Source organism: Pseudomonas sp. Ors-4-3C, assembly GCF_055755035.1.
In genome coordinates this window covers 4,413,880-4,434,652 of record NZ_CM146900.1, presented here as the reverse complement: position 1 = coordinate 4,434,652, position 20,773 = coordinate 4,413,880, and the positions used below count along the sequence as shown (strand labels likewise).

Genomic DNA, 20,773 nt, shown 5'->3' with positions numbered 1-20,773 from the left:
AAAAAATGAGCGGTGACATCAATTGGCCATTAATTTGATTTTTTATGGCGTCAATTTATCGCCTGATGCCCTTTATCGACCCGTAACGTACAATCCTGAGAGATTCGTTATGTTTTTAGTGACCGTCTGTCGACGCTTATCGGGAACCTCATGAATACCCAAGGCTCCGCCCTTGTCCGCGAAACTTTCCCAGTCGGCCCTTTGCAGTGCAACTGCACGATCATTGGCGATCCGGTTACAAAAAAAGCCGTCGTCATCGACCCGGGCGGCAACTCCGACCTGATCATGGCCCGTCTCGATGTCTTGGGTCTGAAAGTGGTCAGCATCATTCACACTCATGCTCATCTCGACCATTTCCTGGCTTCCGGACAGATGAAAGAGAAAACCGGTGCGACCCTGCATCTGCATAAAGAGGATCAATTCCTGTGGGACAACCTCGAAATGCAGTGCAAGATGTTCGGCGTACCCTAAACACCGGTGCCATCACCGGATCGCTGGCTGAGTGACGATGAAGAGTTTGCCTGTGGCTGTGGCGTGGCCTTGCATACACCCGGACATACACCCGGTTCCATGAGCTTTTGGTTTTCTGAAGCTAAGCTGTTGATCGCTGGCGACACACTGTTTCGGCGAGAAGTAGGGCGCACGGATTTGTGGGGCGGAGATCAGGCGACCATAACGCGATCGATCAAGCAGCGGCTATACACACTGGACGAAGACGCGATTGTTGTGGCTGGACACGGTCCGGATACGCGTCTGGGTGACGAGATGCGCGAAAACCCGTTCGTGCGTGCGTAAACATTTTGTCACGAGTACACGGCGGAATTTTTGTGCATTGTTATGATCTAACGCCCGTAATGGTTCGTTTCCAAACGGCCGTTGCACCACAGAATGCAAAAAAGTAGGAGCTCCCATGTTCACCACGCGTCGTTTGATTATTGTCGCCACTGCCGTCGCCGTGCTGTCCGGCTGCGCCTCACCCAACCCGTATGACAATCAGGGTCAGGCCGACGGCGGCTCCCAGGGCGTGAGCAGAACTGCCAAGTACGGTGGCCTCGGCGCACTGGCCGGCGCGTTGGCTGGTGCCGCCATCGACCACAACAACCGCGGTAAAGGTGCATTGATCGGCGCTGCCGTCGTCGGTGCTTCGGCGGCAGGTTACGGCTACTACGCCGACCAACAAGAGAAAAAACTGCGCGCCAGCATGGCCAACACAGGTGTAGAGGTGCAGCGTCAGGGCGATCAGATCAAGCTGATCATGCCGGGCAACATCACTTTCGCCACCGACTCTGCGAACATCGCCCCCAGCTTCTACCAACCGCTGAACAATCTGGCCGGCTCGCTCAAAGAGTTCAATCAGAACCAGATCGAAATCGTCGGCTACACCGACAGTACCGGCAGCCGTCAGCACAATATGGACCTGTCCCAGCGTCGTGCGCAGAGCGTGGCGACCTACCTGACTTCGCAAGGCGTTAGCGGTGCCAACCTGTCGGCTCGCGGCGCCGGCCCGGATAACCCGATTGCCAGCAACGGCGACGTCAATGGCCGGGCGCAGAACCGCCGAGTAGAAGTCAACCTGAAAGCGATTCCGGGCCAGCAATATCAATAATTTGATTGCCGGTTAAAAACCGGTGGCAAAAAAAACCAGCGTAAGCTGGTTTTTTTATGGCCGGAATTTCAGGCTGTTTGAGGCTTACTCATCGCTCGGCTGTTCATTGGTGCAGCATGCATGAATCGGCGCTCGATAAAGACAAAGGACACGGTGGATACAGTAGAGGCGAACGCCAGTGTGCATCCGGCCAGTACGGCGAAATGAGCAAGGGACAGTTCACTGATTTCAACCCAGTAGAAATGCACCGCACCGAATACCAGGAACAGCAGCATTGCATGCAGCAGATAAAAGCTATAACTGACCGAACCCATTGCCACCAACGTGCGCATGGTCAGTACTGAGGGGCGAGCGATTGTCAGCGCGGCAAAAATAACTGAAACGTTCAGGAATTGCTCCAGACCGAAGATGCCCTTGTCACCCATTCGATAGAACATCAGCGAAATCGCCACAATTGCCAGGACCAGAGCGCCCCACCGCAGGTTCTTGCTGAACTCCCGTGCGCTGAACATCGAGCAGAGCGCCCCAGGGATAAAAAACACCCATGCACTGGCGCCGTTGAGGGTCAGATCAAGAATGGCGAAAGCGACAATGGATAGTAGCGTGATGTTGCGGCTTTTCCGGACGGCGATATAAATCAGCGGCAGAACCAGGTAAAACCGCCATTCGATGGCCAGCGACCATGAGACGCCCAAGAGACGGGCAAAGTTAAATTCGTTCAGCGTTGGAAGCGGAAGCAGCCCGAAGCCAAACAGTGCCGGAATTGCCGCGACCATCGAAGTAATGTCCTGATGATTCGGCCAGGAGAACCAGAAGCCAATGGCAGTCGCCAGGAGGGCGGCAGCAAAATAGGCCGGGACAATGCGGCGTATACGCTTGACGAAGAAATCCGACCAGTCAACCAGCTTGCCCGAGAGGATTTTGCTGGCGAATAACAGCCCGGTAATACAGAAAAATATCTGAACACCGATGGCTCCCAGAAACTTCAGCAGTTCACTGTCGGCAGGGTCGAAGTAAAAAACCTTTGGCACCACTTCAAGATTGATCAGTACAAAAGGGGCGTGGTTCAGGGAAACCAAAATGGCGGCCACTCCACGCAATCCGTCCAGCCAGCGCGATTTTGGATGTACTTCAGGCACGAGCGAGGGCGTGGTCCACTGAAAGATGAACATCGGCAACGCTGCGCAAGCGAACAGAAATACCAGAAGTGCCAGGATTTCTGGTGTGTGCACTACGTAAAGGGAATTCATGGTGGGGCTCGGAAAAATTTTGCGGATTCTAACAGACCCGACTTTGCAGTCCACTCAGGACGGGCGTCATAAGTTGGTTCGAAATTAAGTACTAAGCAAATCGTATCGCATGCACACCGCGCAAAAACAAAAAAGCCCTTGGCCAATCACTTGCCAAGGGCTTTTCGCTGATACTGAAGTGAGTTATTTCTTCAAACCATAGTGCTCATCGAGCATGCCCGGCGAGTTCGGGGTTTTCGGCGCGTAGTCGCGTGGCGGCTCCTGATCGCGCGGCGGCGTCAGGCGTTCGCGCGGTGCCTGGGCGGCATCGGCGTGCAAAGCGGCGATCAGGCGTTGACGGGTCTGCTCGTCGAGGGCCAAGCGGTTGGCGCCCTCGGCGAGATGATCCTGCACTTCCTGATAGCTCTGGGTTAGCTTCTTGACCAGCGTCGCGGTGCTGTTGAAGTGGGTGACCACCTCGTTTTGATAGCTGTCGAAACGCTCCTGGATATCATCCAGTTGACGCTGCGTGCGGCTCGGCGCGGCATTCGGTGCGACGCGAGCGATCAGGAATCCAATGGCGACACCCACAACCAGGGCAAGAGTCGGTAACAACCAAACTAAGAGCGAGTGTTCCACGAGTCCTTCCTCTATAAACGGCTTTGCTTTACGTTAACGGCTCGAACCTGCGCTGTATACCGCGATTCACTCGCAATAGATTGGCACAGACAATTTGCTAGACGAGTCGACCCGATTCGAGGTCACGGAGTTCCTTCCTTGCTGATGCGTGAAACCCCTGTAGTGATTGCCGGCCCAGTCGGCCAGATTGAAGCGCTGTACCTGGATAACGAGCAACCAATCGGCATCGCGCTGATCTGCCATCCCAACCCGGTGCAGGGCGGCACCATGCTCAACAAGGTCGTCTCGACCCTGCAGCGCACCGCGCGCGATGCCGGTCTGATTACCTTGCGCTTCAACTATCGCGGCGTTGGCGCCAGCGAAGGTACGCACGACATGGGCAGCGGTGAAGTCGACGATGCTCAGGCCGCCGCCGCCTGGCTGCGGGAAAAACACCCGGATCTGCCGCTGACCCTGTTCGGTTTCTCCTTCGGCGGATTTGTTGCAGCAAGTCTCGGCGGTCGTCTAGAAGCCCAAGGCGTACAGCTCAAGAAGCTGTTCATGGTCGCGCCAGCGGTGATGCGTCTGGGCGATCAGGATCAACTGCCACAGCGCGGCGAGCTGACCGTGATCCAGCCGGAAACCGACGAAGTGATCGACCCGCAAGTGGTCTACGACTGGTCGGCAAAACTCCAGCGCCCCCATGAGCTGCTGAAAGTGGCAGAATGTGGACACTTTTTTCATGGCAAGCTGACCGATCTCAAGGATCTGATCCTGCCGCGTCTCTCGAATTGATTGCAGTCTGACAAGCGATTACCCATGACGAACCGAACCCGTATCCTCACCGGCATCACCACCACCGGCACGCCGCACCTGGGCAACTACGCCGGCGCCATTCGCCCGGCGATCCTCGCCAGCCGCGACAGCAATGCCGATTCGTTCTACTTCCTGGCTGACTACCATGCCCTGATCAAATGCGATGACCCGCTGCGCATCCAGCGCTCGCGTCTGGAAATCGCCGCGACCTGGCTGGCCGGTGGCCTCGATGTTGACCGTGTGACCTTCTATCGCCAGTCCGACATCCCGGAAATCCCCGAGCTGACCTGGCTGCTGACCTGCGTCGCGGCCAAGGGCCTGCTCAACCGTGCGCACGCCTACAAGGCTTCGGTGGACAAGAACGTCGAGACCGGTGAAGACCCGGATGCCGGCATCACCATGGGGCTCTACAGCTACCCGGTGCTGATGGCGGCGGACATCCTGATGTTCAACGCGCACAAGGTGCCGGTCGGTCGTGACCAGATTCAGCACGTGGAAATGGCCCGTGATATCGGTCAGCGCTTCAACCATCTGTTTGGCCAGGGCAAGGAGTTCTTCACCATGCCCGAAGCACTGATCGAGGAAAGCGTGGCAACCCTGCCAGGCCTCGATGGGCGCAAGATGTCGAAGAGCTACGACAACACCATTCCGCTGTTCTCCAGCGCCAAAGAGATGAAGGACGCGATCTCGCGCATCGTCACCGACTCCCGTGCACCGGGCGAAGCGAAAGATCCGGACAACTCGCACCTGTTCACTCTGTTCCAGGCCTTCGCAACGCCTGCGCAGGCTGAAGAATTCCGTAGCGAACTGCTCGGTGGTCTGGGCTGGGGCGAGGCGAAAAACCGTCTGTTCCAGTTGCTGGATAACGAGCTGGGCGAGTCCCGCGAGCGTTACCACCAGTTGATCGAGCGCCCGGCGGATCTGGAAGACATCCTGCAACACGGCGCGAAAAAGGCCCGTGCGGTGGCGACGCCGTTCCTCAACGAGCTGCGCGAAGCGGTCGGTCTGCGTTCTTTCGTCAATCAGGTTCAGGTTGCCGCGACCACCAAGAAGAAGGCTGCGAAAGCCGCACGTTTCGTCAGCTTCCGTGAAGACGACGGTAGCTTCCGTTTCCGTCTGCTGGCGGCTGATGGCGAGCAACTGCTGCTGTCGCGCAACTTCGCCGACGGCAAAACCGCCGGCCAGGTGACCAAGCAACTGCAGGCCGGTCAGGCGTTGGACATTCGCAATCAAGACCTGAGCTTCAGCGTGTGGCTGGAAGGCGAGTGCGTTGGCGACAGCCCGACGTTCGCCGATGCTGCTGCGCGGGACGCGGCCATCGAGGCTCTGCGCGTTGCGCTGACTCCGGTTCAGGACTAATCCGCGGCGCGGCCCGACCAAGGGCCGATTGCCATTCCCACGGGCCGTCGCTACAGTGACGGCCCGTTTTTGTTGCCTTGCTAACGAATTATGACGCCCCTAGAACGATACCAAGCTGATCTGAAACGCCCGGACTTCTTCCATGACGCCGCGCAGGAAACTGCCGTGCGTCATCTGCAGCGCCTGTACGACGATCTGATCGCGGCCGAGCAGAACAAGCCGGGTTTGCTGGGCAAGCTGTTTGGCAAAAAGGATCAGACGCCGGTCAAGGGTCTGTATTTCTGGGGCGGCGTGGGCCGCGGCAAGACTTACCTGGTCGACACCTTCTTTGAAGCGCTGCCGTTCAAGGAAAAGACCCGCACTCACTTCCACCGCTTCATGAAGCGTGTGCACGAAGAGATGAAAACCCTCGGCGGCGAGAAAAACCCGCTGACCATCATCGCCAAGCGCTTCGCCACCGAATCGCGAGTGATCTGCTTCGATGAATTCTTCGTCTCCGACATCACCGACGCGATGATCCTCGGCACGCTGATGGAAGAGCTGTTCAAGAACGGCGTGACCCTGGTCGCGACCTCGAACATCGTCCCGGACGGCTTGTACAAGGACGGTCTGCAGCGCGCGCGGTTCCTCCCGGCCATTGCACTGATCAAGCAGAACACCGAAATCGTCAACGTCGACAGCGGCGTCGACTACCGTTTGCGTCACCTCGAACAAGCGGAGCTGTTCCACTATCCGCTGGACGAAGCGGCGCACGAAAGCCTGCGCAAGAGCTTCAAGGCCCTCACGCCGGAATGCACGGCTGCGGTGGAAAACGATGTGCTGATCATCGAGAACCGCGAAATCCGTGCCCTGCGCACTTGCGACGACGTGGCCTGGTTCGACTTCCGCGAACTGTGCGACGGCCCGCGCAGCCAGAACGATTACATCGAGCTGGGCAAGATCTTCCATGCCGTGCTGCTCAGCGGCGTCGAGCAGATGAGCGTCACCACCGACGACATCGCCCGTCGCTTCATCAACATGGTCGACGAGTTCTACGACCGTAACGTCAAGCTGATCATTTCTGCCGAAGTCGAGTTGAAAGACCTGTACACCGGCGGGCGCCTGACGTTCGAATTCCAGCGTACGCTCAGCCGTCTGCTGGAGATGCAATCGCACGAATTCCTGTCGCGGGCGCACAAGCCTTAAACAGATTCGGCAAATAAAAAGGGCCTGCAATTGCAGGCCCTTTTTTTATGCGACGCAGTACCCCTGTGGGAGCGGGCTTGCTCGCGAATGCGGTGTGTCAGCTAAATAGATGCCAACTGAAAGTACGCTTTCGCGAGCAAGCCCGCTCCCACAGTGGTTTTGTGCGTGGGCAGCGAGTTATGCAGCCTGCTGAAACTGCTGCCGATACTGGTTCGGCGACAGCTCCGTATGCTGGCGGAACAGCCGCGCAAAGAAGCTCGCATCGTCGTAGCCGACCTCATAACTGATGGTCTTGATGCTCTTGCGGCTGCCGGACAGCAAGCCCTTGGCGGTCTCGATGCGCAGGCGTTGCAGGTAGTGCAGCGGTTTGTCGCCGGTGGCGGTCTGGAAGCGGCGCATGAAGTTGCGGATGCTCATGCCGTGCTCGCGGGCCACGTCTTCGAAGCGAAACTTGTCGGCGAAGTGCTCTTCGAGCCAGTGCTGGATCTGCAGGATGATCACGTCCTGGTGCAGCTTCTGGCCGCCGAAACCGATACGTCCCGGCGAGTAACTGCGCTGCACTTCATACAGAATGTCGCGGGCCACGGCTTGGGCGACGTTGGCGCCACAGAAGCGTTCGATCAGGTAAATATAGAGGTCGCAGGCCGAGGTGGTGCCGCCGGCGCAATACAGGTTGTCGGCGTCGGTCAGGTGCTTGTCCTGATTGAGGTACACCTTGGGGAAGCGCTCGGCAAAGGCATTGAAGAAGCGCCAGTAAGTGGTCGCTTCCTTGCCATTGAGCAGACCGGCCTCGGCCAGCCAGAACACCCCGGTGGCTTCGCCGCACAATACGGCGCCGCGGGCGTGCTGCTCGCGCAGCCATGGCAGGATCTGCGGATAACGGCCGCAAAGCGTATCGAAATCGTCCCAGAACGCCGGGAGGATAATCACGTCGGCGTTTTCCAGGGCGCCGTCCACCGGCATCATCACGTCACTGAAACTGTTCACCGGTTTACCGTCGGGGCTGACCAGGCGGGTTTCGAACGCCGGAGTCAGGCCGTGGCCCAGTTGTTTGCCGTAACGCAGGCTGGCCAGATGGAAGAAATCCTTGGCCTGCATGAGGGTGGAGGCGAAAACCCGGTCGATTGCCAGGATGCTGACGCGCCGCAAGGGCGTGGAGACTTGCTTGGACATAATTCAACTTTTGTTTTGTTTTTATAAGGGAAAGTGGTCACCAGACGGCTGGATCGTCTTATTTTTTGTCGGATGTGTCCAGTGTCCTGTATCGGAGGTGAGGCTTAGTCTCTGAAGGTCATATCCCTCCAACAAGAATGAAAGGTGCCGCATGATCCCCAGAACCTTGTTCAGCTCCGAGCACGAATTGTTCCGCGACAGCGTACGAACCTTCCTCGAAAAAGAGGCCGTGCCGTTCCATGCGCAGTGGGAGAAACAAGGCCACATCGACCGCAAACTGTGGAACAAGGCAGGGGAGGCGGGGATGCTCTGCTCGCATCTGCCGGAGGAGTATGGCGGCCTGGGCGCGGACTTTTTGTATAGCGCGGTGGTGATCGAAGAGGTCGGTCGTCTCGGCCTGACCGGTATCGGTTTCTCGCTGCATTCGGACATCGTTGCGCCGTACATCCTGCATTACGGCAGTGAAGCGCTGAAGCACAAGTACCTGCCGAAACTGGTCTCGGGCGAGATGGTCAGCGCGATTGCGATGACCGAGCCGGGCGCCGGTTCCGACTTGCAGGGAGTCAAGACCACCGCAGTGCTGGATGGCGACGAGTATGTGATCAACGGTTCCAAGACCTTCATCACCAATGGCTTCCTCGCTGACCTGGTGATCGTGGTCGCCAAGACCGATCCAAAGGCCGGCGCCAAGGGCACCAGCCTGTTTGTGGTGGAAGCGAATACGCCGGGCTTCGAGAAGGGCAAACGCCTGGAGAAGGTCGGAATGAAGGCTCAGGACACGTCGGAATTGTTCTTCCAGGACGTGCGCGTACCGAAAGAAAACCTGCTGGGTCAGGCCGGGGCAGGGTTTGCCTACCTGATGCAGGAATTGCCGCAGGAACGTCTCACGGTGGCGATTGGTGGTCTGGCCTCAGCCGAAGCCGCGCTGAAATGGACGCTGGATTACACCCGTGATCGCAAGGCGTTCGGCAAGGCGATTGCCGACTTCCAGAACACCCGCTTCAAACTGGCGGAAATGGCCACTGAAATTCAGATCGGTCGAGTATTTGTCGACAAGTGCCTGGAATTGCATCTGCAGGGCAAGCTCGACGTGCCGACAGCAGCGATGGCCAAATACTGGGGCACCGACCTGCAATGCAAGGTGCTCGACGAGTGCGTGCAGTTGCATGGCGGCTACGGCTTCATGTGGGAATACCCGGTGGCGCGGGCGTGGGCGGATGCGCGCGTGCAGCGGATCTATGCCGGCACCAATGAAATCATGAAGGAGATCATTGCGCGGTCGCTGTGAGTTTTGCAGTGAATTGACAGGCCCTTTCGCGAGCAAGCCCGCTCCCACAGGGATTACCGTACCTGTGGGAGCGAGCCTGCTCGCGAAGCTTTTAGCGGTCGATCAAGGCGCCGGATTCGGATGAACCTTGTGAATCGCCTCAATCCCGGCCAGCACTTCATCGGAAAGTTTCAGATCAAAACTGGCAATGTTGCTGTCCAGTTGCTCCAGCGTGGTCGCACCAATGATGTTGCTGGTGACGAACGGTTGCTGGGTGACGAACGCCAGGGCCATTTGCGCCGGGTCCAGACCATGTTCCCGGGCCAGTGCCACGTAACGGCTGCAAGCAGCCTCCGATTGCGGGTTGAAATAGCGGCTGAAGCGGCTGTAGAGGCTCAGGCGGCCTTTCGGCGGGCGAGCGCCACCTTCGTACTTGCCGGACAGGAAGCCGAACGCCAGCGGCGAGTACGCGAGCAGGCCGCACTGTTCGCGAATGGCGATTTCAGCCAGGCCGATTTCGAAGCTGCGGTTGAGCAGGTTGTACGGGTTCTGGATCGACACCGCGCGCGGCCAGCCACGGGCTTCGGCCAGGGCGAGGAAGCGCATGGTGCCCCACGGCGTCTCGTTGGACAGGCCGATGTGACGGATCTTGCCGGCCTTCACTTGTTCGTCGAGGGCTTCGAGGGTGTCCTCGAGCGGCGTCAGGTTGGCTTCGATCTTGTGCTTGTAACCCAACTGGCCGAAGAAATTGGTGCTGCGCTCCGGCCAGTGCAGTTGGTAGAGGTCGATGTAATCGGTCTGCAGGCGCTCGAGGCTGGCATCCACCGCAGCGGTAATGTGCTGGCGATTGTGGCGCAGGTTCTTGTCGCGGATGTAGTCGATGGTGTTGCCGGGGCCGGCGATCTTGCTGGCGAGAATCCAGTCGGCGCGGTCGCCGCGAGTTTTGAAGTAATTGCCGATGTAGCGTTCGGTGGTGGCGTAGGTATCGGCTTTCGGCGGCACCGGGTACATCTCGGCGGTGTCGATGAAATTGATCCCGGCTTCCTTGGCCCGTTCGATCTGGGCGAAGGCTTCAGCTTCAGTGTTTTGCTCGCCCCAGGTCATGGTGCCGAGGCAGATTGCACTCACGTTCAGGTCGGTCCGGCCTAGCTGGCGATAGTCCATCGGGTGCTCCTTGGGCAAAACAATCATAAAAGCAGGTTGAAAAATTTTTCGCAATCTGCATAATTGCCGACCTCTTTCTGCAGTGGAAGTGATGCGCCGCCGCCGAAGAATCTTGCCGTTGAACGGACGCGCCGACCCGAGCCCCCGAAAGCGTCTGTATCCGGCTGCCTTTGACTTGTCAAAGTACGCACTATTCAGTAAGATCCGCCGTCTTATTTACAGGCGGCCCCTGAGGCTATAAAGAATGAAAACTTTTACTGCTAAACCGGAAACAGTAAAGCGCGACTGGTTTGTCGTCGACGCTGCTGGTCAGACCCTGGGTCGTCTGGCCACCGAAATCGCGAGCCGTCTGCGTGGCAAGCACAAGCCTGAATACACTCCTCACGTTGACACTGGCGACTACATCGTCGTAATCAACGCCGAGCAGATCCGTGTTACCGGCGCTAAAACCACTGACAAAATGTACTACTCCCACTCCGGTTTCCCGGGCGGCATCAAGTCGATCAACTTTGAAAAGCTGATCGCCAAAGCCCCTGAGCGCGTGATCGAGACCGCGGTTAAAGGCATGCTGCCTAAAAACCCACTGGGTCGCGACATGTACCGTAAGCTGAAAGTCTATGCGGGCGCTGCACACCCTCATACTGCTCAGCAGCCCCAAGAACTGAAGATTTAACGGAATAGTTCATTATGTCGGCGACTCAAAATTACGGCACTGGCCGTCGCAAGACCGCAACCGCACGCGTTTTCCTGCGTCCGGGTACTGGTAACATCTCCATCAACAACCGTTCGCTGGATAACTTCTTCGGCCGCGAAACTGCCCGCATGGTAGTTCGTCAGCCGCTGGAGCTGACCGAGACTGTCGAGAAATTCGACATCTACGTCACCGTGATCGGCGGTGGTGTAAGTGGTCAGGCTGGCGCAATCCGCCACGGCATCACTCGCGCTCTGATGGACTACGACGAAACCCTGCGTAGCGCTCTGCGCAAAGCTGGCTTCGTTACTCGCGACGCCCGTGAAGTTGAACGTAAGAAAGTTGGTCTGCGTAAAGCGCGTAAGCGTCCGCAGTACTCGAAGCGTTAATTCGTTTCCACGTTCAAAAAAGAACGCCCGATTCCTCACGGAACCGGGCGTTTTTTTATGCCTGCGATTTATTAAAGAATTGCGCTGTGACAACTTGCCACATTCGTAGACCCCCTATACTACAAGGCTTGAGGGTGGGAGCTCCGGGTAATTCCCTTGTCAGAATTGGGGCTTTTCATTACCATCTCGGCAAAATTTTTATAAGTAACATTGATTTATTTAGTAGATGCCTGATTTAACAGGCCACAAAAGCTGATGGGAGAGGACTGAATGAGCAATGACGGCGTGAATGCAGGCCGGCGTCGCTTCTTGGTAGCAGCCACATCCGTGGTGGGTGCTGCAGGAGCGGTGGGGGCTGCGGTCCCGTTCGTGGGGTCATGGTTTCCCAGTGCCAAGGCGAAAGCCGCCGGTGCACCGGTGAAAGTGAATGTCAGCAAGATCGAGCCAGGACAGCAGATGATTGCCGAGTGGCGCGGCCAGCCGGTGTTCATTGTCCGCCGTACTGCGGAAATCCTGGGGAATCTCAAGAAGATCGAGGGCCAGCTCTCCGATCCGACTTCCAAAAACTCCACGCAACCTACCTATGTCGACCCTGAAGTGCGTTCGATCAAGCCGGAAATTCTGCTGCTGATCGGTATCTGCACTCACCTGGGTTGCTCACCAACCTTCCGTCCCGAAGTGGCACCTGCGGATCTGGGTAAAGACTGGGTCGGTGGCTATTTCTGCCCTTGCCACGGTTCCCACTACGATCTGGCTGGCCGCGTCTACAAGTCGCAACCTGCGCCTTTGAACCTGCCAGTTCCCCCGCATTCCTATGAGACCGATGACCTGATTGTCATTGGCGTCGATACGGAGAAAGCGTGATGAGCAAGTTCATGGATTGGGTTGATGCGCGCTTCCCCGCAACCAAAATGTGGGAAGACCATCTCAGCAAGTATTACGCGCCAAAAAACTTCAACTTCTTCTATTTCTTCGGCTCGCTGGCGCTGCTGGTGCTGGTCAACCAGATCGTCACCGGTGTCTGGCTGACGATGAGCTATACGCCGTCGGCAGAAGAGGCGTTCGCTTCCGTCGAATACATCATGCGCGACGTCGAGTACGGCTCGATCCTGCGTCTGCTGCACTCCACCGGCGCTTCGGCGTTCTTCATCGTGGTCTATCTGCACATGTTCCGTGGCCTGCTCTACGGTTCGTACCAGAAACCCCGCGAGTTGGTGTGGGTATTCGGCATGCTGATCTACCTGGCGCTGATGGCTGAAGCCTTCATGGGTTATCTGCTGCCGTGGGGTCAGATGTCCTACTGGGGTGCCCAGGTGATCATCTCGCTGTTCGGTGCGATTCCGGTCATCGGCAACGACCTGACCCAGTGGATTCGTGGTGACTACCTGATTTCCGGGATCACCCTGAACCGCTTCTTCGCCCTGCACGTCGTGGCCCTGCCGATCGTGATCCTCGGTCTGGTGGTGCTGCACATTCTGGCGCTGCACGAAGTCGGCTCGAACAACCCTGATGGCGTCGACATCAAGAAGCACAAAGACGAAAACGGCATCCCGCTGGACGGCATTGCCTTCCACCCTTACTACACCGTGAAAGACATCGTCGGCGTAGTGGTGTTCCTGTTCATCTTCTGCTTCATTGTGTTCTTCTTCCCGGAAATGGGCGGCTACTTCCTCGAAAAGCCAAACTTCGAGCAAGCCAACCCGTTCAAGACGCCTGAGCACATTGCACCGGTCTGGTACTTCACACCGTTCTACGCAATCTTGCGGGCAATCCCGGACAAGCTCATGGGCGTTATCGCCATGGGGGCGTCGATTGCCTTGCTGTTCGTGCTGCCGTGGCTTGATCGCAGTCCGGTGAAATCGATGCGCTACAAGGGCTGGATGAGCAAAGTCTGGCTGTTGGTGTTCTGCGTCGCGTTCGTGATCCTCGGCATTCTCGGTGTTCTGGCTCCGACGCCTGAGCGCACGCTGATCTCGCAGGTCTGCACCTTTCTGTACTTCGCTTACTTCATTCTGATGCCTTTCTACACCAGGCTCGAGAAGACCAAACCGGTTCCGGAAAGGGTGACTGGCTGATGAAAAAGTTATTTTTTGCTCTGATTTTTGCTGCTCTGCCTGTGCTGTCTTTTGCTGCCGAACATGGTCCGGATCTGGAAAAAGTCGACATCGACGTTTCCGACAAGGCTGCCCTGCAGGATGGTGCGCGTACCTTTGCCAACTACTGCATGGGTTGCCACAGTGCCAAGTTCCAGCGTTACGAGCGCGTTGCCGATGACCTGGGGATCCCGCATGACATGATGCTGGAAAAACTCGTCTTCACCGGTGCCAAGATCGGTGACCACATGAACATCGGTATGCAACCGGCTGACGCCAAGACCTGGTTCGGTGCAGCACCGCCGGACCTGACCCTGGTGGCGCGTGTGCGTGGCACCGACTGGCTCTACGGTTATCTGCGCTCGTTCTACGAAGATCCTGCGCGCCCATGGGGCGTGAACAACAAGGTCTTCCCGAACGTCGGCATGCCTAACGTGCTGGTCGGCCTGCAAGGTCGCCAGGTCGTGGGCTGCAAGCAAGTGCAGATCGTCGAGGACGGCAAGAAGCAATACGATCCGCTGACCGGTACGCCGTTGACGCATGAAGCGTGCGATCAGTTGACCATCGTGCCGAAAACCGGTGCTCTGAACGAAGAGCAGTTCGATGAGAAGGTCAAGAATCTGGTAACCTTCCTGGCTTACTCGGCTAACCCGGTTAAGCTGCAACATCAGCGCATCGGTACTTACGTCTTGCTGTACCTGGCGTTCTTCTTTGTGTTCGCCTACCTGCTCAAGCGTGAATACTGGAAAGACGTGCACTGATACGCTTCAAGCATTGCTGTTAATCGCGCGCGCCCAAGCGTGCCTCTGAAAACGCAACGCCTGGTTCGCCAGGCAGTGCGTGAGGCGCCCTCTGGGCGCGCGCGTTTTTCCGGTTCCGATAATTTCAACAAGCGAGGAGGATCGCCATGGGCGTGACCAATCGGTTGGCCTGTTACTCCGACCCCGCCGACCACTATTCCCACCGAGTGCGCATCGTGCTTGCAGAGAAGGGTGTCAGCGCCGAAATCATTTACGTGGAAGCTGGTCGCCAGCCGCCTAAACTGATTGAGGTGAACCCTTACGGCAGTCTCCCGACGCTGGTCGATCGCGACCTGGCGTTGTGGGAGTCGACCGTGGTGATGGAATATCTGGATGAGCGTTACCCGCATCCGCCACTGATGCCGGTTTATCCGGTGGCGCGTGCCAACAGCCGTCTGCTGATTCACCGTATTCAGCGTGACTGGTGTGGTCTTGTGGATCTGATTCTTGATCCGAAAACCAAGGAGGCCGCGCGTGTCGTGGCGCGCAAGGAATTGCGTGAAAGCCTGACGGGCGTGTCGCCGCTGTTTGCCGACAAGCCGTTTTTCCTCAGTGAGGAACAAAGTCTGGTGGATTGCTGCCTATTGCCAATACTCTGGCGTTTGCCGATTCTGGGTATTGAACTGCCGCGGCCGGCCAAGCCGCTGCTTGATTATATGGAGCGCCAGTTTGCGCGTGAGGCTTTCCAGGCGAGTCTGTCTGGCGTCGAACGCGATATGCGCTAAGGCTTAAGGAGCCGCTATGAACTCCAGTCGACCTTATCTGGTCCGCGCGCTCTACGAGTGGATTGTGGATAACGATTGCACCCCGCACATGCTGGTCAATTCCGAATACCCGGCGGTGCAGGTGCCGCAGGGTTTTGCCAGTGACGGACAGATCGTCCTGAACATTTCGCCCAGCGCCGTGCGTCACTTGCACATGGACAACGACGTGGTGACCTTCGAGGGTCGCTTCGGTGGCGTTCCGCACAGTCTGTATGTGCCGATCAGCGCGATTCTGGGCATCTATGCCCGGGAGAACGGGCAGGGCATGGTCTTCGATCTCGAGTCGCCGATGGATGACGAAGACGATATCGAACCCGATGACGACTTGCCGCCACCGGACAGCGAGCCGCCGCGCCCAAGCGGTCGGCCAAGTTTGAAAGTGGTGAAGTAATAAAAAAGGCGATCCGAAAGGGTCGCCTTTTTTATTACGTAGGAGCTGCCGAAGGCTGCGATCTTTTGATCTTGTTTTTGACGATCAAAAGATCGCAGCCTCGTTTCACTCGACAGCTCCTACAGAAGTGCACCTCAGTCGATGTATTCGAACAGCTTGACGATCTTCTGCACGCCGGAAACGCTCTGCACCAGATTGGTCGCCTGTTGCGCTTCCTGCTTGGTCAGCAGGCCCAGCAGATAGACGATGCCATTCTCGGTCACTACCTTGATGCGTGAGCCGGGAATGCTGGCATCGGTCAGCATCTGGGTCTTGATCTTGGTGGTCAGCCAGGCATCGTTCTGGCGGGCGAGGAAGCTCGACGGCGCAATCACTTGCAGCTCGTTGTGCACCTTCTTCACGCGCTGGACGTTGGCGGCGGCCTGTTCGGCCTTGGCCTTGAGGTCTTCGCGCGGCGTCTGGCCGGCGAGCAGCACCACGCCGTTGAAGCTGGTGACGACGATATGCGAGTCCTTGTCCAGGCCTGGGTCGGCCTTGGCCACGTTGACGCCGACTTTGGTCTCGATCAGCGAGTCGTCGATTTTGCTGCCGAAGGTTCGGGTGCCGCGGTCGTCTTCAATCGGCGCTTCACGGCTGGCATTCACCACCGAGGTGCAGCCGCTGATGCCGAGGCACAGGGTCAAGGCCAGAAGGCCAAGGCGATTAGGGGTCATTCTTCACTCCCGAACAGTTGGCTGTCGATCAGATCGCAAAGGCAATGGATCGCCAGCAGGTGGACTTCCTGAATACGTGCAGTGACGTTGGCCGGTACGCGAATCTCGACGTCCTCGGGCAATAGCAATGACGCCATGCCGCCGCCATCGCGTCCGGTCAATGCTACGACAATCATTTCGCGATCATGTGCGGCCTGGATCGCCTGAATAATGTTCGCCGAGTTACCGCTGGTCGAAATCGCCAGCAATACGTCGCCTGGTTGACCCAGTGCGCGGATCTGCTTGGAGAACACTTCGTTGTAGCTGTAGTCGTTGGCGATCGAGGTGATCGTCGAGCTGTCGGTGGTCAGGGCGATGGCCGGCAAGCTCGGGCGTTCGCGCTCGAAGCGGTTGAGCAGCTCCGAGGAGAAGTGCTGGGCGTCGCCGGCAGAGCCACCGTTGCCGCACGAAAGCATTTTGCCTTCGTTGAGCAGGGCGTTGACCATGATCTGGCTGGCTTGCTCGATGTGCGGTGCAAGTACGTCCATCGCCTGTTGCTTGGTGTCGATACTGGCCTGGAAAAGCTGGCGAATTCGGGATTGCATGTCCATCTGTGTGACCTTAAGTGGCGCGGCTGTTCGGCACGTGAATGTGCAGCCCGCAAAGCAAAGAGCAAAAATTGTCGGTGAAAGTGTCCGGGGTGGTGTGCAGAGAATCAACCATCGAACGCATTCTGCAGCCAGTTCAATTGATCCGGGTGCCTGTCGATGGCCACCACGTCGAAGCGGCAAGGGGAATCGGCCCAGCGTGACTCACGCTGAAGAAAATACTGTGCGGCGAAAATCAGTTTTTGCCGTTTGCGCTCATCGATGCTAGCGAGCGCGCCACCCCATTGAGTGTTTTTTCTGTAGCGGACTTCGACGAATACTACTGTATCGCCATCAAGCATGACCAGATCAAGCTCGCCCCGTTTGCATGACCAGTTCTGCGCCAGCAGGCGCAGACCCTGGTGTTGCAGATGCTCGAGCGCTTGGCGCTCGGCATCTTTACCGCTTTGCAGGTGCGAGCTGTCGGGCATCAGCGCGGGGTGTCCGGCAGGCGTTGAACCTGACCGTTGACGAACTGCGCCCATGGCAACTGCCGCACTACACGTTGGGTCTGGGTCATGCCCAGGCTGCCCGACTGACCTTCGATGCGGCTGTCCGGCAGAGCTTTCAATTGACCCAGGCGGGGTGCCAGACGGTAGGCATCGACGCCCATCGCGTACAGGCGACCAAGACTGCCGGCGGCTTGTGGCCACTGTGCGGTGACTTGTTGGCGCAGCGGGTCGTTGGCTTCGAGCAGCCATGGGGTTTCGCAGAAACGCACGCCGTTCATGTCGTTGTACTGGTTCACATCGCCGCTGGCGCTGTAGACGTGGGAGGTCGCGTACACCGGAACGTCACCGGCGTACTGGAAATTCAGGGTCGGCTTGATCTGCTGCGCCTGTTGCGGGGTGGCGGCGAGGAAAATGAACTCGATGTCCTGACGACGCGAAGGCTGTGCGGCTACGTTGGTGCCGGCAGCATTCTGCAGGCTCTTGGCGCGGGCCTCACTTTGACGCAGCTGGAACATGTCGGCGATCTGCTGGGCCAGTTGCACTGGCTGATCGACACGCTCGGTGGCGACGATGCTGCCGCCGTTGGCTTGCCAGTCCTGGCTGAACGCACGCAGTACGCGGTCGCCCCATTCGCCTTTCGGCACCATGATTGCCGCACGGTGCAGGCCGTCGGCGCGGGCACGACGCGAAACTTCGCGGGCTTCGTCTTCAGCCGCCAGACCGAACTGGAACAGTTGCGCCGGACCTTGATCACCTTCGCTGTAGTTCAATGCGAGGGTGGTGATCGGCAGTTGCGGACGAGTGCTCAGTTGTTTGACCAGTGGTTTCTCCAGCGGACCGACCACCAGTTGCACGCCATCAGCCTGGGCCTTGCGGTAGAACTCATCCATCGAGGTCAGCTTGGAGCTGTCGTAGAACTCGATGGCGGGCGGCTTCTGGCCGGCCTGTTGCGCTTGATAGTGCGCCGCCATGAAACCTTCACGCAGGGCCTTGCCGACCGAGGCCAGTGGGCCGTCTTGCGGCAGCAGCAGGGCGATTTTGCTCAGGGGCTGGCTGGCCAGCTCCTTGAGTTTGGTCAGGGGCAGCGGCAGGTTGATTGCCGCCGGGTGTTTCGGGTTTTGTGCGCGCCAGGTATCGATCGCGGCTTGCTGCTGTTCCAGGGTGCCGGCAGTTTTCACTGCCAGGGCCAGGCCCATCCAGCCACCGAGGTCGTCGGAGGTATTGGGTTGCAGTTGATCGGTTGGCAGCGAAGCGATCAGGGTCCAGATCGCTTCGTGGTTCTTGCTCGCGGCTTCGCCTTTGAGCATTGGCGCGATGAAGATGCGCTCGCGAGCGGCCGCCAGGGTCTGGCCATCGGCTTCCAGTGCGCGGGCATGCACGGTGCCGGTGCGCACTTGCTGGTCTTCCGGCATTTCGCTCAGATGCTGCAGGCTCGGATGGCTCAGGGCAGTCAGCGCGGCTTTCGGCTGATTGCGAGTCATCGCCAGTTCAGCGGACAGGGTGCTGGCGAAGATCTGCTGGCCTGGCTTGAGTTGCTCCATCGGCACTTGTTGCAGGATCTGCGCGGACTGGCCGGCATTACCCTGGCGGTAAGCCAGGTCTGCCGCGCTCAAGCGCAACAGGGCGGCTTTTTCCGGTGTCTTGGCCTGGGTAGCCTGTTCGAGCAGTTGCTCGATGCTGGCATCCGGGGTCCGTGGAAGTTCGCCAAGGCTGGAGGAAGGGGAGCTGGCGCAGGCCGCCAGCAAGGCAGCGAGGCAGAGGGCAGTGAACAGCCGCAGGCAAGCGATCATGTAAGTGTTCCTGATACTCGATCAAATTAGCGTGGAATTGTACCCAAGCGCTGGCCGGGGCGCGATGTTACTGGTGTGAAACCGTCAATTTAGCTGGAGCAAATGTTGCTGTGCGGCACAAAGACGCGCAAAACCGGCTTCGGCCGGAACGCATCGCAAGCCTCGTGACGCGCTACAATGCCGGCTTTTACCGATCATGAGGTGTGCGCTTTGACTGCTCCAGGTCCTTTGAATTCCGCTGCTGGCTCGCTTTATGTGGTGGCGACGCCCATCGGCAACCTGGACGACATCAGCGCCCGGGCCCTGAAAATCCTCCGCGAAGTGGCGCTGATTGCCGCCGAGGATACGCGGCACTCGGCGCGGTTGATGCAGCACTTCGGCATTTCGACGCCGTTGGCCGCGTGCCACGAACACAACGAACGTGATGAAGGTAGCCGCTTTATTACCCGTTTGCTGGCGGGCGATAACGTCGCGCTGATTTCCGATGCCGGGACGCCGCTGATCTCCGATCCGGGTTATCACCTGGTGCGTCAGGCGCGGGCAGCGGGGATCAATGTGGTGCCGGTGCCGGGTGCGTGTGCATTGATTGCAGCACTGTCAGCGGCGGGTCTGCCCTCCGACCGATTCATCTTCGAAGGTTTCCTGCCGGCCAAGTCGGTGGGGCGCAAGGCGCGTCTGGAGGCGGTCAAGGAAGAGCCGCGCACGCTGATTTTCTACGAGGCCCCGCACCGTATTCTCGAATGCCTGCAGGACATGGAAGCCGTGTTCGGTGGCGAGCGTCAGGCATTGCTGGCCCGGGAAATCACCAAGACTTTCGAGACGCTTAAGGGGTTGCCGCTGGCTGAGCTGCGTGCGTTTGTCGAGGCCGACAGCAATCAGCAGCGGGGCGAGTGTGTGGTGCTGGTCGCAGGTTGGTCTGCACCGGAGTCCGAAGACGCCGTCAGCAGCGAAGCGATGCGCGTCCTCAATCTGCTGCTCGAAGAGATGCCGCTCAAGCGTGCCGCCGCCCTGGCCGCACAAATCACCGGTGAGCGCAAAAACGTGCTTTATCAGGTCGCACTGGATCAGCAGAAGGGCGAGTAAACCGTCGCGCAGACAGGTTTCACGGCTATTAGCGCTTGTTCTTCGGGCGCTCTGCCGTTAACCTTCGCGGCGGAGAGTCGATCGGACAGTCGCTGCCCTCTATGAAAATTAGGGGGGGGAGGAAAGTCCGGGCTCCATAGGGCGAAGTGCCAGGTAATGCCTGGGAGGCGTGAGCCTACGGAAAGTGCCACAGAAAATAACCGCCTAAGCGCTTCGGCGCCGGTAAGGGTGAAAAGGTGCGGTAAGAGCGCACCGCACGTCTGGCAACAGTTCGTGGCTAGGTAAACCCCACTTGGAGCAAGACCAAATAGGGTCCCAAGGCGTGGCCCGCGCTGGGACCGGGTAGGTTGCTAAAGATGTCCAGTGATGGCCATCGTAGACGAATGACTGTTCAAGACAGAACCCGGCTTACAGATCGACTCTCCACCTTTTTCTTTCCCTGCTTGAATCAATGGCATCAGGGCTGGTTATTATCGGCAGGCCTGCGCTAAAGTCCGGCAGCGGCAAATGCAGTAATAGCCATTTCCCACCTTGCTTCAATCAACAGCAGAAGCGCTTTTGTAA

The 20,773-nt window shown here is 58.3% G+C and carries 21 protein-coding genes, 1 other RNA gene and 1 pseudogene; 15 read left to right on the top strand and 8 right to left on the bottom strand.

Going from position 1 to position 20,773, the window contains the following annotated elements:
- Positions 1-150 precede the first annotated feature (150 nt).
- A pseudogene (locus ACVHNU_RS19950) lies at positions 151-795 on the top strand (MBL fold metallo-hydrolase).
- A 115-nt stretch (positions 796-910) separates the two neighbouring features.
- Positions 911-1,606: a YiaD family glycine zipper/OmpA-like lipoprotein gene (locus tag ACVHNU_RS19945; RefSeq protein ID WP_473018159.1), complete on the top strand. Its 696-nt coding sequence runs from the start codon at positions 911-913 to the stop codon at positions 1,604-1,606.
- A 68-nt stretch (positions 1,607-1,674) separates the two neighbouring features.
- On the opposite strand, the gene ACVHNU_RS19940 is transcribed toward ACVHNU_RS19945, so the two are convergent.
- Together ACVHNU_RS19940 and ACVHNU_RS19935 are read right to left on the bottom strand one after the other, a co-directional pair.
- The gene (locus ACVHNU_RS19940) at positions 1,675-2,856 is read right to left on the bottom strand and encodes an acyltransferase family protein (RefSeq protein WP_473018157.1); all 1,182 of its coding nucleotides are present in this window, start codon (positions 2,854-2,856) and stop codon (positions 1,675-1,677) included.
- A gap of 183 nt (positions 2,857-3,039) precedes the next feature.
- Entirely contained in the window at positions 3,040-3,474 is a 435-nt protein-coding gene (locus ACVHNU_RS19935) for a Z-ring associated ZapG family protein (protein ID WP_003228072.1), read from the bottom strand.
- Between the two features lie 144 nt (positions 3,475-3,618).
- On the opposite strand from ACVHNU_RS19935, the gene ACVHNU_RS19930 reads away from it, so the two are divergent.
- The 3 genes from ACVHNU_RS19930 (at position 3,619) to zapE (ending at position 6,813) form a co-directional block, all read left to right on the top strand.
- Complete coding sequence (locus tag ACVHNU_RS19930) at positions 3,619-4,248, top strand: alpha/beta hydrolase (protein ID WP_473020088.1); 630 nt, start codon at positions 3,619-3,621, stop codon at positions 4,246-4,248.
- Positions 4,249-4,272: 24 nt separating this feature from the next.
- Positions 4,273-5,628, top strand: coding sequence for a tryptophan--tRNA ligase (locus tag ACVHNU_RS19925; protein WP_473018156.1), 1,356 nt, complete (start codon positions 4,273-4,275; stop codon positions 5,626-5,628).
- Positions 5,629-5,718: 90 nt separating this feature from the next.
- Complete coding sequence (gene zapE / locus ACVHNU_RS19920; RefSeq protein WP_041074841.1) at positions 5,719-6,813, top strand: cell division protein ZapE; 1,095 nt, start codon at positions 5,719-5,721, stop codon at positions 6,811-6,813.
- Positions 6,814-6,990: 177 nt separating this feature from the next.
- On the opposite strand, the gene ACVHNU_RS19915 is transcribed toward zapE, so the two are convergent.
- Positions 6,991-7,887, bottom strand: a complete 897-nt coding sequence (locus ACVHNU_RS19915; protein ID WP_177434775.1) for a GlxA family transcriptional regulator — start codon at positions 7,885-7,887, stop codon at positions 6,991-6,993.
- A gap of 250 nt (positions 7,888-8,137) precedes the next feature.
- Between ACVHNU_RS19915 and ACVHNU_RS19910 the strand changes: the two genes are divergently transcribed.
- Complete coding sequence (locus tag ACVHNU_RS19910; RefSeq protein ID WP_003228064.1) at positions 8,138-9,274, top strand: acyl-CoA dehydrogenase family protein; 1,137 nt, start codon at positions 8,138-8,140, stop codon at positions 9,272-9,274.
- 102 nt (positions 9,275-9,376) lie between these two features.
- Here the strand turns inward: ACVHNU_RS19910 and ACVHNU_RS19905 are convergent, their stop codons facing one another.
- Positions 9,377-10,417: an NADP(H)-dependent aldo-keto reductase gene (locus ACVHNU_RS19905; protein WP_473018155.1), complete on the bottom strand. Its 1,041-nt coding sequence runs from the start codon at positions 10,415-10,417 to the stop codon at positions 9,377-9,379.
- A 244-nt stretch (positions 10,418-10,661) separates the two neighbouring features.
- Here ACVHNU_RS19905 and rplM point away from each other — a divergent pair, with 244 nt between their 5' ends.
- The 7 genes from rplM to ACVHNU_RS19870 all read left to right on the top strand — a co-directional run bounded on the left by rplM (position 10,662) and on the right by ACVHNU_RS19870 (position 15,545).
- A complete protein-coding gene (gene rplM / locus ACVHNU_RS19900) occupies positions 10,662-11,090 on the top strand; it encodes a 50S ribosomal protein L13 (RefSeq protein ID WP_003228062.1) in 429 nt (142 codons plus the stop codon).
- A gap of 14 nt (positions 11,091-11,104) precedes the next feature.
- Positions 11,105-11,497 carry a 30S ribosomal protein S9 gene (gene rpsI, locus ACVHNU_RS19895; protein ID WP_003228056.1) on the top strand — a complete coding sequence of 131 codons (393 nt, stop codon included), beginning with the start codon at positions 11,105-11,107 and terminating at the stop codon, positions 11,495-11,497.
- Between the two features lie 270 nt (positions 11,498-11,767).
- Entirely contained in the window at positions 11,768-12,361 is a 594-nt protein-coding gene (petA, locus tag ACVHNU_RS19890; RefSeq protein WP_003228055.1) for a ubiquinol-cytochrome c reductase iron-sulfur subunit, read from the top strand.
- The gene (locus ACVHNU_RS19885) at positions 12,361-13,572 is read left to right on the top strand and encodes a cytochrome b (RefSeq protein WP_003228050.1); all 1,212 of its coding nucleotides are present in this window, start codon (positions 12,361-12,363) and stop codon (positions 13,570-13,572) included. Before petA ends, ACVHNU_RS19885 begins: the two co-directional genes overlap by 1 nt.
- Positions 13,572-14,351, top strand: coding sequence for a cytochrome c1 (locus tag ACVHNU_RS19880; RefSeq protein WP_003228049.1), 780 nt, complete (start codon positions 13,572-13,574; stop codon positions 14,349-14,351). The genes ACVHNU_RS19885 and ACVHNU_RS19880 overlap by 1 nt, the downstream gene beginning before the upstream one ends.
- A 146-nt stretch (positions 14,352-14,497) precedes the next feature.
- Positions 14,498-15,115 carry a glutathione S-transferase N-terminal domain-containing protein gene (locus ACVHNU_RS19875; RefSeq protein ID WP_003228048.1) on the top strand — a complete coding sequence of 206 codons (618 nt, stop codon included), beginning with the start codon at positions 14,498-14,500 and terminating at the stop codon, positions 15,113-15,115.
- Between the two features lie 16 nt (positions 15,116-15,131).
- Positions 15,132-15,545: a ClpXP protease specificity-enhancing factor gene (locus tag ACVHNU_RS19870; protein WP_003228047.1), complete on the top strand. Its 414-nt coding sequence runs from the start codon at positions 15,132-15,134 to the stop codon at positions 15,543-15,545.
- A gap of 134 nt (positions 15,546-15,679) precedes the next feature.
- Here ACVHNU_RS19870 and ACVHNU_RS19865 read toward each other — a convergent pair whose 3' ends face one another.
- The 4 genes from ACVHNU_RS19865 to ACVHNU_RS19850 form a co-directional block, all read right to left on the bottom strand.
- The gene (locus tag ACVHNU_RS19865) at positions 15,680-16,258 is read right to left on the bottom strand and encodes a BON domain-containing protein (protein WP_007961621.1); all 579 of its coding nucleotides are present in this window, start codon (positions 16,256-16,258) and stop codon (positions 15,680-15,682) included.
- Positions 16,255-16,848: a phosphoheptose isomerase gene (locus ACVHNU_RS19860; RefSeq protein WP_003228045.1), complete on the bottom strand. Its 594-nt coding sequence runs from the start codon at positions 16,846-16,848 to the stop codon at positions 16,255-16,257. Before ACVHNU_RS19860 ends, ACVHNU_RS19865 begins: the two co-directional genes overlap by 4 nt.
- A gap of 104 nt (positions 16,849-16,952) precedes the next feature.
- A complete protein-coding gene (locus tag ACVHNU_RS19855; RefSeq protein WP_025109296.1) occupies positions 16,953-17,315 on the bottom strand; it encodes a YraN family protein in 363 nt (120 codons plus the stop codon).
- Entirely contained in the window at positions 17,315-19,126 is a 1,812-nt protein-coding gene (locus ACVHNU_RS19850; protein WP_003228032.1) for a penicillin-binding protein activator, read from the bottom strand. Before ACVHNU_RS19850 ends, ACVHNU_RS19855 begins: the two co-directional genes overlap by 1 nt.
- Before the next feature lie 177 nt (positions 19,127-19,303).
- Here ACVHNU_RS19850 and rsmI point away from each other — a divergent pair, with 177 nt between their 5' ends.
- Positions 19,304-20,209, top strand: coding sequence for a 16S rRNA (cytidine(1402)-2'-O)-methyltransferase (gene rsmI, locus ACVHNU_RS19845; RefSeq protein WP_080593268.1), 906 nt, complete (start codon positions 19,304-19,306; stop codon positions 20,207-20,209).
- 73 nt (positions 20,210-20,282) lie between these two features.
- Positions 20,283-20,636, top strand: an RNA gene (gene rnpB / locus ACVHNU_RS19840) — RNase P RNA component class A.
- The last annotated feature ends 137 nt before the right edge of the window (positions 20,637-20,773 follow it).